This is a genomic window from Bacillus sp. Bvel1 (assembly GCF_014872755.1).
In the GTDB taxonomy this organism is placed as follows: Bacteria; Bacillota; Bacilli; order Bacillales; family Bacillaceae; genus Bacillus; species Bacillus velezensis.
The window spans coordinates 61,721-74,761 of sequence record NZ_JAAOBZ010000005.1 but is presented as its reverse complement, the minus strand read 5'-3'; the positions used below and the strand labels follow the sequence as shown (position 1 = coordinate 74,761).

At 48.5% G+C, this 13,041-nt stretch carries 10 protein-coding genes; 3 read left to right on the top strand and 7 right to left on the bottom strand.

Translation table 11 applies throughout. The features are described 5' to 3' along the window. Positions 1 to 152 precede the first annotated feature (152 nt). Positions 153 to 1,631 (top strand): sodium/proline symporter PutP, encoded by a 1,479-nt coding sequence (gene putP, locus HAP68_RS03185; protein ID WP_003155733.1) that lies wholly within the window; start codon positions 153 to 155, stop codon positions 1,629 to 1,631. A 120-nt stretch (positions 1,632 to 1,751) separates the two neighbouring features. Next, positions 1,752 to 2,444, top strand: coding sequence for an MgtC/SapB family protein (locus HAP68_RS03180; RefSeq protein WP_003155735.1), 693 nt, complete (start codon positions 1,752 to 1,754; stop codon positions 2,442 to 2,444). Positions 2,445 to 2,480: 36 nt separating this feature from the next. On the opposite strand, the gene HAP68_RS03175 is transcribed toward HAP68_RS03180, so the two are convergent. From HAP68_RS03175 to pcrB, 5 genes are all read right to left on the bottom strand, one after another. Next, positions 2,481 to 3,476, bottom strand: coding sequence for a phosphotransferase enzyme family protein (locus HAP68_RS03175; protein ID WP_015388584.1), 996 nt, complete (start codon positions 3,474 to 3,476; stop codon positions 2,481 to 2,483). 236 nt (positions 3,477 to 3,712) lie between these two features. Continuing rightward, entirely contained in the window at positions 3,713 to 4,909 is a 1,197-nt protein-coding gene (locus HAP68_RS03170; RefSeq protein WP_003155737.1) for a CamS family sex pheromone protein, read from the bottom strand. 15 nt (positions 4,910 to 4,924) lie between these two features. Then, the gene (gene ligA / locus HAP68_RS03165; RefSeq protein ID WP_003155738.1) at positions 4,925 to 6,931 is read right to left on the bottom strand and encodes an NAD-dependent DNA ligase LigA; all 2,007 of its coding nucleotides are present in this window, start codon (positions 6,929 to 6,931) and stop codon (positions 4,925 to 4,927) included. Between the two features lie 24 nt (positions 6,932 to 6,955). Beyond that, positions 6,956 to 9,175, bottom strand: coding sequence for a DNA helicase PcrA (gene pcrA / locus HAP68_RS03160; protein WP_015388585.1), 2,220 nt, complete (start codon positions 9,173 to 9,175; stop codon positions 6,956 to 6,958). A 57-nt stretch (positions 9,176 to 9,232) separates the two neighbouring features. Continuing rightward, positions 9,233 to 9,922: a heptaprenylglyceryl phosphate synthase gene (pcrB, locus tag HAP68_RS03155; protein WP_003155740.1), complete on the bottom strand. Its 690-nt coding sequence runs from the start codon at positions 9,920 to 9,922 to the stop codon at positions 9,233 to 9,235. Positions 9,923 to 10,117: 195 nt separating this feature from the next. Here pcrB and HAP68_RS03150 point away from each other — a divergent pair, with 195 nt between their 5' ends. After that, complete coding sequence (locus HAP68_RS03150) at positions 10,118 to 11,692, top strand: FMN-binding glutamate synthase family protein (RefSeq protein WP_014304552.1); 1,575 nt, start codon at positions 10,118 to 10,120, stop codon at positions 11,690 to 11,692. Positions 11,693 to 11,726: 34 nt separating this feature from the next. Here the strand turns inward: HAP68_RS03150 and HAP68_RS03145 are convergent, their stop codons facing one another. Together HAP68_RS03145 and HAP68_RS03140 are read right to left on the bottom strand one after the other, a co-directional pair. Next, the gene (locus HAP68_RS03145; RefSeq protein ID WP_003155745.1) at positions 11,727 to 12,038 is read right to left on the bottom strand and encodes a YerC/YecD family TrpR-related protein; all 312 of its coding nucleotides are present in this window, start codon (positions 12,036 to 12,038) and stop codon (positions 11,727 to 11,729) included. Between the two features lie 2 nt (positions 12,039 to 12,040). Next, entirely contained in the window at positions 12,041 to 13,036 is a 996-nt protein-coding gene (locus HAP68_RS03140) for a DUF3048 domain-containing protein (RefSeq protein WP_014304551.1), read from the bottom strand. Between the last annotated feature and the right edge of the window lie 5 nt (positions 13,037 to 13,041).

The window sequence follows — 13,041 nt, the reverse complement described above, 5'->3', positions numbered from 1 at the left end:
TTGTTAGGTTTAGTAACCATAGCCGGCACTAAATCATGCGATCCCCATCGAAAGATGACTAAAGGCAGGCTGGATCGCCGGCACATATTCCGGCACTACTAATCTACAGAGGTGATGCAACATTTACATGTTAGAAGAGAGGGTCCAAAAACGTGAGTATTGAATTAATTATATCTCTTGGCATTTACTTTGCCGCCATGCTGTTAATCGGCTGGTACGCATTCAGAAAGACAACGAATATTAATGATTACATGCTGGGCGGAAGAGGACTCGGTCCGTTCGTAACGGCGCTGTCCGCAGGTGCGGCGGATATGAGCGCATGGATGCTGATGGGAGTTCCCGGCGCAATGTTCGCAACGGGGTTATCGACCTTATGGCTGGCGCTCGGTTTGACGATCGGCGCGTATTCAAATTATCTGCTGCTTGCTCCGAGGCTGCGCGCTTACACGGAAGTTGCGGATGATGCGATTACGATTCCCGATTTTTTCGATAAACGGTTCCGCCACTCGTCATCATTGCTGAAAATTGTTTCCGCCGTGATTATTATGATCTTTTTCACACTGTACACATCGTCCGGGATGGTATCCGGAGGCAGGTTATTTGAATCGGCATTCGGCGCCGACTACAAATTCGGTTTGTTTTTAACGGCGGGTGTAGTTGTGCTTTATACGCTGTTTGGCGGTTTCCTCGCTGTCAGTCTGACTGACTTTGTACAGGGAGCGATCATGTTTGCGGCATTAGTGCTTGTGCCGATCGTTGCTTTTACCCAGCTCGGGAGCGTTTCAACGACGATTGATTCGATCAACGCCGTTAACCCGAAACTATTGGATATCTTTAAAGGCGCGAGCGTCATTAGCATTATTTCTTATTTGGCATGGGGACTCGGCTATTACGGCCAGCCTCATATCATCGTACGATTTATGGCGATTAAAGAAGTGAAAGATTTAAAACCCGCCCGCAGAATCGGGATGAGCTGGATGTTTATTTCAGTTGTCGGCTCATTGCTGACCGGGATTATCGGGGTTGCGTATTCTCATCACTTCGGGGTCTCCGTAAAAGATCCGGAAACGATTTTCATTATTTTTTCTAAAATCTTGTTCCATCCGCTGATTACGGGCTTCTTGCTGTCCGCGATTTTAGCGGCGATCATGAGTTCCATTTCCTCACAGCTTCTCGTAACGGCAAGCGCCATTACGGAAGATTTATACCGCGCCTTTTTCAGACGGGAAGCGAGCGATAAAGAATTGGTCATGACCGGACGCCTGTCAGTATTGATCGTAGCCGTTATTGCCATCCTGCTATCCATGAATCCGAACAGCACCATTCTTGATCTGGTCGGGTATGCGTGGGCAGGCTTCGGTTCGGCTATCGGCCCGGCGCTCTTGCTCAGTCTGTACTGGAAACGGATGAATGAATGGGGAGCGCTTGCGGCGATGATTACCGGGGCCGCGGCCGTTTTAATCTGGATTACGACAGGGCTTGCCGCTTCAACCGGCGTATACGAAATCATTCCGGGGTTCTTCCTCAGTCTGATTGCCGGTATTGCCGTCAGCCTGCTGACCAAAAAACCGGCCGATGCTTCTTATCAGCTGTTCAGCCGGATGGAAGCTCTTTTGAAAAACAAGAAATAGACAAAAAGCCGTCAGATTTTATCCCTGACGGCTTTTTTCTTCCGCACTTGTCCTGCTATAAATACTGTGAGAAAATCATATCAATTTATTATAAGAAAAATTGCGGAGGTGCTGTGCAAATTGAGCTGGCCTATCGAACCAGACATTTTATTAAAGCTGGGCATTGCCACGCTGATCGGCATGATCATCGGTCTTGAACGCGAACTGAAAAACAAACCGCTCGGACTGAAAACCTGTATCGTCATCGCCGTCAGCTCCTGTATGCTGACGATCGTCAGCATTAATGCGGCATATCATTTCCCGAAATATTACCGTATCATGATGGATCCGCTCCGCCTTCCCGCCCAAATCATTTCCGGCGTCGGTTTTATCGGCGCGGGCGTGATCCTGCGTAAAAGCAATGACGTCATATCCGGCCTGACGACATCGGCTATCATCTGGGGCGCGGCCGGGCTGGGTCTGGCTACAGGCGCCGGCTTTTATAAAGAGGCGTTCGCAAGCCTCTTGTTTATCCTGATCAGTGTCGAATTTCTTCCGTGGCTGATCAGAAAAATCGGTCCCAACCGCTTGAAGGAAAAGGATATCCGCGTGAGAATGTCTCTTTCCGATAAAGACAAAATGACCGAGATTTTAAAGGAAATGAAAAGCAAACAGCTCCGCATTCACTCCGTCCGGATTGATGACCTGGGTGAAAAAGAATTTCCGATTATGGAAGTGAAAGTCAGTGTTCATAAAAACCGCTACACCACTGACGTCTATTATGATATTAAAGAAATTCAGGGCGTCGTCGGAGTGAAATGTGATACGTTATAAAAAACGCCGGGCTGGATTCAGCCGGCGTTTTTCTATTTATACGAATGCAGAAAATTGATACTCCGTAATCGGTGTTTCATTTTCGATATCGCGCCTGAAGGCTTTCAGCATCCCGAGTTCCTCGTCCCCGAGTGAATTGAGGTCAAACGCCTGATGCAATAATCCGTAGATCAGCATATGGCGCAGCCGGAGGAAATCCGGGATGTGTTCAAACCATGCGGAATCAAGGTCATTTTCTTCCCTGTAGCCTTTCATAAAGTGAGTCATGAATTCACCCGTAAACGCGGCCTTGTCTTCATACGGGATGACCGGATACCACAACATGTTGTACAGCAGAATACTGATATCATTCACAAACCAATTGTAGCCGATATCATCAAAATCAAATGCAGTGATTTTTCCGTTGTCCCAATTAAAATTGCCATGATGCAGATCGGCGTGCACAAGGCCGTAGTTTTCAGGATTCTTCGGCAAACGGCGCAGTTTTTCCATTAGAGCATCCGCCCGCTCAAATACGAGATGCTGATCTGCGGGCACGTATTTTCTCAGCTTCAGCTGCTCCTCTTCATCCCATTCCTGCCTTTTATATGCCGGATCGCTCAGACGGTAGCTTTTCGTCAGCCGGTGCATGTTCCCCGTGTACTTTCCAAGCTGGTAAAACAGAGTTCCGTTCCAGTCTGATTCCTCCACTTTGCGTCCGGGCGCTTTTTCATAGACTCTTAATAAAAACGCTCCGCCTTTTCCGTCCGGCACTTCTTCGACATCTTTGCCATTTAATGAAGGAATCGGCTTTGCTACTGAAAGCCCTCCCTTTGCCAGATGATGAAGCCATTCCATTTCTCCGAGAATATATTCCGGCGTTCTTCTGATCGTATGCGTAATTTTTAAGATATACGGTTCGTTATCTTTCACAATTTCATATACGTAGTTCTCTGCGTCCGCAATAAATTGAAACTTGGTAAATCCGTATATTTCACCGGCTTCAGCCAGCACCTTATCTTCCTCAAAAATCGCTTTAATATCTTTATGCATGCTGATTCACCCTTTTCATAACATTTGTAGGCGGTGTGTGTACTCAGCAAATGTCATTCATCAACATTCCTGCCCTTCTTTTTTCACAGCAGATTCGTAACATCCGCTTAGAAATGAAATATGTTTTCCTGTTAATTCCTAATTATACAAATATCTTAACATACCTCATTCCTCTCTCCAACGATATTCACACTAAAAAACCCTTGCTCATACAGAAATGAACAAGGGCATCTTGGTTAATCGTAAATATGGACGGTCGGTTCTTTGTCACCCGCATTGCGGACGATCAGCGCTTCCTGCCCGTCAGACGAGGTAATGTTAATTTCGACATCAACTGAGCCTTTTGAATAATAATCCATCAGCTCACCTGTTAAGTATTGGGTGAAGGCGATGACTTCGCTTTTCCCGTAAAATTGCATCGGGATTTCAATCTTCATTTTTCTCATTTCATCGTTTTCGTACATTGCTGTTCCGACAACTCCGGTGTAATTCGGGAAGTAGCTGTCGATGGCGTTTTTGAAGCGTTTAAACACTTCGGAATCATCAGGGTATTTCTTTGCCGTGTCTGTATCCGCCGGATAGAAGACGTACTTTTCTTTGACATCATCCCAGTTTGAAATGGTGGATGAGCCGGCCTTGACTTCTGTTTTCGCAATGTAATTCCCCGGTACGATTGATGTTTTCGGCGCTTGTTTATAAAGGGCGACGGTAATCGGCACATTTTTCAGGTTATCCATTTTCCGAAGGCGGTTAACGACTTCCTGTGCGATTTCTTCACCGTGGCTGCGGATCGTTTTGTCGCTGAGCTCCACTTCCTGCTGCGGATCACCTGTGTTTTCGCGGTAATAGTATACAGAGTTGAGAGCGAGACCGATCATGACACCGCCAAGCTGGATGGAATTTTTATCTTTTCTTACTAAGTAATCCTGCTCAAGCATGGACGCTAAGTAAATCGGGCTGTTTTCGTTTTTCTCTTTTGCTGATCCCGAGCTTGGCAGCACCGGGTTTAAGCCGAGATTCTGGAAATTGGCGTCTGCCTTTTTCGCCTTTTTCAGATCACTGCCCTCTTTTTTGCGGTCAAGCCAGCTGAGTACCGTGTCCTCATCTAAATACTGGCCTTCCTGATACAAATAGTCATCCGTCGGGAACGTGTCTTGAGCGAGCCGCATCAGCCCCGTCTCGAATTCATCGATGTCCAGCCTCGTGTTCAGCCGGTCCGCAGTCAGGCCGCGCGCTTTTCCGGCCTTAAACGGGAGCACCATTTTATAGTAGGAATCAGAGATATTATATTTCGGTATGATCGCTTTTTCAGAAGACTTTGCCGTTTTCTGCGTGATCTCTTCCTCTTTTTTTCCCCCGAAACTCGGCGAACAGGCCGACAGCATGAGTACTGCCGCCGTTGCCGTCGCCGCCAATGCCAACATCTTTTTCAATAGAAAACACTCCTCTTATTTCTTTAGCTCTCCCAATAGCTGTGCTTCATTCCATACTTCAATGTTTAACTCCTGCGCTTTTGTCAGCTTGCTTCCGGCCGCTTCTCCGGCAATCAGCAAGTCTGTTTTTTTGCTGACAGATCCCGTCAGCTTTCCGCCGAGCGCTTCAATCTGCGCCTTGGCTTCATTTCTGGACAGCTCTTCAAGCTTTCCGGTTAACACGATGGTTTTACCGGCAAAATAAGAGTCGCTGTCCTCCGCTTTTACTTTTTTCGGGCCTTTGTAGAGTGTGTTCACACCGAGTTCCTCAAGTTCATTCAAAAGCTCAAGCATTTCCTCTTTGCGGAAATAGGTGATAACGGCATCGGCCATCTTTTCGCCGATTTCATCTACCGCAAGCAGCTCTTCTTCCGTGGCTTGTTTCAGATTTTCCAGGCTTTCAAAATGCATGGCCAGTGTTTTGGCCGCTTTTGAGCCGATAAAACGGATACCGAGACCGAACAGCAGGCGTTCCAGCGAATTCTCTTTCGACTTTTGGATGGAGCTGATCAGATTGTCAGTTGATTTTTCCCCCATCCGCTCAAGCCGGATGACCTGTTCTTTCGTCAGCTTATACAAATCAGCGACATTACGGACGAGATGTTCACGGAAAAGCTGTGTGATGACACGTTCTCCGAGTCCGTCAATATTCATCGCGTTGCGTGAGACAAAGTGAATCAGGCCTTCTCTGATCTGCGCCGGACATTCCGGATTGATGCAGCGCAGCGCGACTTCCCCTTCAATGCGGACAAGTTCGCTTTCGCACTCAGGGCAGCTGGTCGGCATATTGAATTCTTTTTCTTCCCCGGTCCGCTGTTCAATTAAGACATTGACGACCTCAGGGATGATGTCGCCCGCTTTTTTGACGACCACTTTATCGAGAATGCGGATATCCTTCTCTTTAATTAAATCTTCGTTATGAAGGGATGCTCTTGAGACCGTCGTTCCCGCGACTTTTACCGGTTCCAGAACGGCGGTCGGCGTAATAACGCCCGTTCTTCCAACATTCAGTTCGATATCGAGCAGTTTTGTCACGACCTCTTCAGCCGGGAATTTGTAAGCAATCGCCCAGCGCGGGCTTTTTGCCGTATACCCGAGTTCTTCCTGCTGGTCGAGCGAATCGACTTTGATGACGATTCCGTCAATTTCATAAGGGAGATCGGCCCGCTTCGCCTGCAGCTCTTCGATCATTTCAATGACTTCATCTATCGTGTCGCATTTTTTCCGTTCCTGGTTTGTTTTAAAACCGAGCTCATCCAGAAAATCCAGGCCCTGACTCTGTGTTTCCACACCCATCTCGTCAAGCTCCGCTATACTGTAGACGAAGATGTCAAGATTTCGTTTCGCTGCAATTTTCGGATCGAGCTGTCTGAGTGAGCCCGCAGCCGCGTTCCGGGGATTGGCGAACGGCTCCTCTTCATGTTTCAGCCTTTCCTCATTGAGCGCTTCAAATGACTGTTTCGGCATGTACGCCTCTCCGCGCACTTCTATGGAAAGATTACGTTTCATTTTCAGCGGAATGTTGCGGATCGTTTTTAAGTTTTCGGTGATATCTTCGCCCGTCGTTCCGTCTCCTCTTGTCGCGCCTCTGACGAAATAGCCGTCTTCATAACGGAGAGAAACAGCAAGACCGTCTATTTTCAGCTCCACATTGTAAGCGACGCCGTCACCGACAGCCTGACGGACGCGGCGGTCAAAATCGCGGAGATCATCATCGTTAAATGCGTTGCCGAGACTGAGCATCGGCGTGCCGTGCTGCACCTTTTGAAAAGATTCAAGCACCGCTCCCCCGACCCGCTGTGTGGGCGAATCAGGCGTTCTGAGTTCCGGGTGCTCTTCCTCTATGGCAATCAGCTCCTGCATCAGTCTGTCGTACTCGGAATCCGGCACGCTCGGTTCATCTAAGGTGTAATATTCATAACTGTACTGATCGATGGTGCGGCGCAATTCTTCTGCCCGGTGTTTCGCTGTTTCTTTGTCCATCATGTTCTTCCTTTCCTCTTCAGGTTACTGCTTTTCAATCGGCGCAAAAGCGGCAAGCAGACGCTTCACGCCGACTGGGCTCGGGAATGCGATATCAAGCTCGGTGCTTTCGCCTTCTCCTTTTACGCTGACAACCGTTCCGGTGCCCCATTTTTTATGGCCCGCTTTATCGCCGACCGCCCAGCTGAGCGAGTCGCCGCCTGTTTTGTTCGCATAGGAAACGGGACGGGATACGGGCCCGCGTTTCGGCTGCACTTTTCTTCCCGGCTGCATGCGAGGTGTTTTCTTCTCATTTAGGTTCTCCAATAAATCGCCAGGTATTTCCCTGATAAAGCGGGATTCCGGATTCATATTGGTGCGGCCGAATAAGGTTCGCATTTTGGCATTCGTTAAATACAGTTCTTCTTCCGCCCTCGTAATGCCTACATATGCGAGCCTGCGTTCTTCTTCCATCTCGGCTTCTTCCATCAGGGAGCGGCTGTGCGGGAACACGCCTTCTTCCATGCCCATTAAGAACACGACTGGAAATTCAAGCCCCTTAGCGGCGTGCAGTGTCATTAAAGTGACGGCATCCTTTCCGCCTGCTTCTTCTTCCTTCTGGTCGAGCTGGTCAATATCCGCGATCAGCGCCAGATCGGTCAGAAACGCGACGAGAGACTTGTCTTCGCTTTTTTGTTCGAAGTTTTTCGTCACGGAAAGAAACTCGTCGATATTTTCAAGGCGGCTTTGGGCTTCGATTGATTTTTCGGCCTTCAGCATTTCTCTGTATTCCGTTTTCTCGAGAATTTCTTCCGTGAGTTCCGTAATGGACAGGTAATCCTGCATGTTCGTCAGATTTTCAATCATCGCGCCAAAGCCGTCAAGCGCGTTTGCCGCTTTTGCGCTGACGCCGATGAAATCAACCTGTTTGATCGCCTGGAACATTGACATTCCGTTCATCGCCGCATATGACGCGATTTTTTCTAGCGAAGTGGCGCCGACGCCACGCTTCGGCACATTGACGATCCGCGTAAAACTGATGTCATCGTCCGGGTTTGACACAAGGCGCAGGTATGCAAGAATGTCTTTAATTTCTTTCCTGTCGTAGAACTTGGTTCCGCCGACGATATTGTAGTTCAGACCGGATTTTAAAAGGGTTTCCTCAATGACGCGCGACTGGGCGTTTGTCCGGTATAAAATTGCGATATCGGAAAGCTTCCGCCGGCCCGAGCTGTGCAGCTCATAAATTTTGCCCGCGACGAATTGGCCTTCGCCGAATTCATTGTCGCCGCTGTAATAAGAAAGCTTGATGCCTTCGTCATTTTCCGTCCACAGGTTTTTCGGCTTGCGGTTTGAGTTGTTTTTGATCACTTCGTTAGCCGCCTGCAGAATCCGCTTTGTTGAGCGGTAGTTTTGCTCGAGCAGAATCACGTTTGCGCTCGGGTAATCTTTTTCAAAGGAAAGGATATTCGCGATATCCGCCCCGCGCCATCTGTAAATGGACTGGTCGGAGTCACCGACGACGCAGATATTTTCAAGACGGGCCGCAAGCTGCTTCACAAGGAGGTATTGCGCCCTGTTCGTATCCTGATACTCGTCTACGTGAATGTACTGAAATTTGCGCTGATAAAACTCAAGCACTTCCGGCACACGCTCAAAAAGCTTAATCGTCGTCATGATTAAATCATCAAAATCGAGCGATTGGTTTTTCAGCAGTTTTTTCTGATAATCGGTATACACGTCACTCGTGACCTGATCGTAGTAGCCGCCGGCCGTTTTTGCGAATTCCTCAGGTTCGATCAGCTCGTTTTTTGCGCTGCTGATGGAGCCTAAAATACTTCTCGGATCAAACTTTTTCGGATCGATATTCCGCTCTTTCAAAATCCCTTTAATAACGGAAAGCTGATCAGCCGTATCAAGAATGGAGAAGTTTCGGTTGATGCCGATTCTGTCAATATCCCTGCGCAGAATCCGCACGCACATGCTGTGGAAGGTGGAAATCCAGATTTCATCCGCGCCGGGTCCGAGAATGCTCTCCACCCGCTCCTTCATTTCTCTGGCGGCTTTATTTGTAAATGTAATCGCCAGAATGTTCCATGGCGCCACGTGTTTTTCCGCCATTAAGTATGCGATTCTGTGCGTCAGCACACGTGTTTTTCCGCTTCCCGCGCCCGCCATCAGAAGCAGCGGACCGTCCGTCGTCTTGACCGCTTCCTGCTGAACGGGATTTAATCCGCTTAATAATTGATTGCTAATGTAATTCATATCCGTTCACCGCCTATCAAACATATGTTCTATCATAAATCAATTTCGTCCGCTTGGCTACTTTGTCTTTACAGCCGCCACCGTTTTGAGCGCCTGATCAAAATCTTCATATACGGCATTTCCAACAACGATGACATCGGCATGACGGCCGAACCGTTCCGCCGTTTCCGCGTCTTTAATGCCGCCTCCGTAAAACAGAACGGACTTGTCCAGCACAGCCTTCGTTTTCTCCACCGTTTCTATGTCCGCCAGCATCCCGCTGTATTCCAGATAAAAAATCGGGAGATGAAGCAAATGTTCCGCGACCCGCGCATAGGCGAGAATATCTTCTGTTTCTATATGTGTATCCGCCTCCGTCAAAGCGGCCGCCTTACAATCAGGGTTGACGATGCAGTAGCCCTCCGTCACGATTTCCTCCATTGACATGAGCTCTCCGTATTCTTTCATCGCCTGATGATGCATGCCGACAATCCAGTCCGCCTTTTTGCTGTTGAGCACACTCGGAATGAAATAAAGATCAAACCCGGGCACAATGGAATCAATCGTCGACACCTCAAGTACGCACGGCACTAAAAACCGCCGCACCTTTGACATCAGTCTCAGCACATTGTCCTCGGTGATATTGTCGCTTCCTCCGATCACAATGGCGTCAGTCCCTGATTCACAAAGCCGTTCCAGCTGTTCATCCGGTAAATCTTTATTCGGATCGAGTTTAAAAACATGCTTCCACTCGTTAACATCGTACATGCGTTTTCGTTCCTCCATTCGTTTCTTGCCATTTAAACATTATAACAAATTCGTTTGGCCCGGAAAAACGGAAAAAGACGTCATTCACCTGATTCACAAAAAAAGATTGCGCTCCGCCGGACGGGAAACGGCTATGTTTGAAAACAGACAAAATGTGGAATGTCAAAGAGAAAAAAGGCAAGGAGTCTGATCTCAATGGAACAAGCCATTATCGTACTGATTTGTATATTGATTTTTATTATTTTAGTTCCCGCCGCATTGTTTCTCTGGATTTACATAAGAGACGAAAAGCAGGAAGAACATTCAGTGCTGCGCAATTATCCCGCAGCGGGAAAACTGCGCTATATATTTGAAAAAATCGGACCTGAGCTGCGGCAGTATTTATTCAGCAATGATAACGAAGAACAGCCGTTTTCCCGGAGAGAATATGAACAGACGGTCATGTCGGGAAAGTATAAAAGCAGAATGATGGGCTTCGGCTCAGAACGGGATTTCGATCAGCCGGGCTATTATATCCGTAACGCCCTCTTCCCAAAACAAAGGGAGGAGCTGCGCACAGATCAGACGCCGAAGATCGACACGATGGTATACAAGATTGACAAAGACAACCTGCTGAAACGCAGCGAACACCGCGAAAAAGCAAAAGCGGACCCTTATTACCTGCATCCGGACGATGTGCAAGTGATCGGCCGCGACACATGCAAGAAACCGTTTTATGTAAAAGGGTTAATCGGACAATCAGCGATGAGCTACGGCTCACTTGGCGACCGGGCAATCACCGCCCTGTCAAAAGGGCTGCACCAGGCCGGCGGCACATGGATGAATACAGGCGAAGGCGGCCTGTCTGAGTATCACTTGAAAGGCGGCGCGGATATTATCTGCCAAATCGGCCCCGGGCTGTTCGGCGTGCGCACTGAAGATGGAGAATTTTCATGGGAAGAATTTAAGAAAAAAAGCCGCCTCGACCAGATTAAAGCCTTTGAATTAAAGCTTGCGCAAGGGGCGAAAGCTAGAGGCGGTCATATTGACGGTTCAAAGGTGACCGAAGAAATTGCCGCCATCAGAAATGTGCAGCCCGGACAATCCATTGACAGTCCAAACCGCTTCAACGAGTTCTCAAATGTTCCGGACATGCTTGATTTCATTGAGAAATTAAGAACTGTCGGTGAAAAACCGGTCGGCATCAAAATTGTCCCGGGCAGCCGCAAAGACCTTGAAGACCTTATTTCCTGTATGAGTTCATCAGGCAAACTTCCCGACTTTATTACGATTGACGGCAGTGAAGGGGGAACGGGAGCTTCTTTCCATGAGCTGGCGGATTCCGTCGGCCTGCCGATTCTGACCGGCCTCCCCCTTGTTGACGGCCTTTTGAAGACATACGGTATAAGAGATAGGCTGAAAATTTTCGCATCCGGAAAGCTGCTCACTCCCGATAAGATTGCCGTTGCCCTCGCGTTAGGCGCGGATTTTGTCAATATTGCCCGGGGAATGATGTTTTCAGTCGGCTGTATCCGCGCTCAAGTATGCCACACCAATCATTGTCCTGTCGGAGTGGCGACAACCGATCCAAAACTTCAGCGCGCGCTCAGTATCGAGGATAAACAGCATCGCGTCTGCAACTACGTGCTCTCGTTGCGTGAAGGGCTGTTTCATCTTGCCGCGGCGGCGGGTATCAGCTCGCCGATTCATTTCTCAGCTGAACACATCGTATACCGGGAGGAAGACGGAAGCCTGAGGGAACTTCCCGGCCTTTTGAATCAGCACGCATAAAAAAACCGCCTGCCGTCATCGGCAGAGCGGTTTTTTACGTAGCTGAGGAGGATTCTCCTTTGTTTACGCGGTCAAGCGCCATTTCATAGGCGTCGTTCCCGTAATTTAAGCAGCGCTTCACCCGGGAAATCGTCGCTGTGGAAGCACCCGTTTCGCTTTCAATTTTGTGATACGTATTTCCTTCGCGGAGCATTCTCGCCACTTCCAAACGCTGCGCCAGCGATTGGATTTCATTAATCGTACAAAGATCGTCAAAGAAACGATAGCATTCCTCCAGATCTTTCAGCGATAAAATAGATAAAAATAACTGGTCCAGTTCTTTTCCGCGTAATTTATCGATTTGCATCGTCAAACACCTTCTCCTTTACTAATGGAAGCTGCATCGAGATCAGGCACGATATTAATCCATGTCTTTCCTGGCACAAACGGAAGAATCTCACCGCCTTTTACGGGCAGAATACGGCCGTCTTTATATTCCCAGTCTGACTCCATAACATCGCCGTGCTGAAGCAGGAGGCCCTTCCCCCCTGACTGAATATCGATGGCCCGCCTTCCATCTTTGTCTGTCATGCGATGGCCGGCTTCAACAATAAAAATGTTGTGCATGGCTAAAGGCTTTCCGGTCTCCCGGTCTGTCGCTTTCACACCATCAGAGCTTCTTGTATAAGCATCAGCTTTTTTATCATAATCGTATTCGACAAGATTTGTAACGTTTTGTGTTCCATAATCTATCCGAATATTGTAGGTTTCGTTTCCGGGTTTTGCATCTGATGTCTGAAATGGGAGCGGTTCTGTTTTTCCGTTCAGCTTGTATCCTTTTTGTTCCGCCGCCTTCCTGATATTGTCATACGACGTGTAGGAATTGTGGGGCGGCTTGCTGAAATCGGCTCTCCAAAACAGGCTGCCGTCAAAATCCAAACCGTTTATATAATCGTAAGTTCCGGACTCCAGCTGCTTTTTAGCGCCGGGACTCCAGCCATGATGGACAAATATGCTGTTAAACCCGCTGCTGAGCGTGACAAAATATTCCCTCGCGCTCCGCACAGGCCCGACCGTTTCCGGCATCTCACTTTGAAAAATCGCGAGAAACCGCGTAATCCGGCCCTCCGCGAGCGCTTCGATGACAACATCCGCCTTTGACAGCCCGGATTGGGGCCTCGCCTTCGGATGATTGTTCACTGCGACTGCAATCGGACGGCGTTCTGCAAGCTTCTGCTCAGTTTTCAGCCCCGTTAAAGGAGCTTCCGCTTCTTTCGGCTGCACCTGATCGGCATTGTTCTGCCGGCAGGCGGCAAGCAGCAAAAACGCAAAACAAAGCATACAAACGGTTTTCCATCTTTTCATATGTC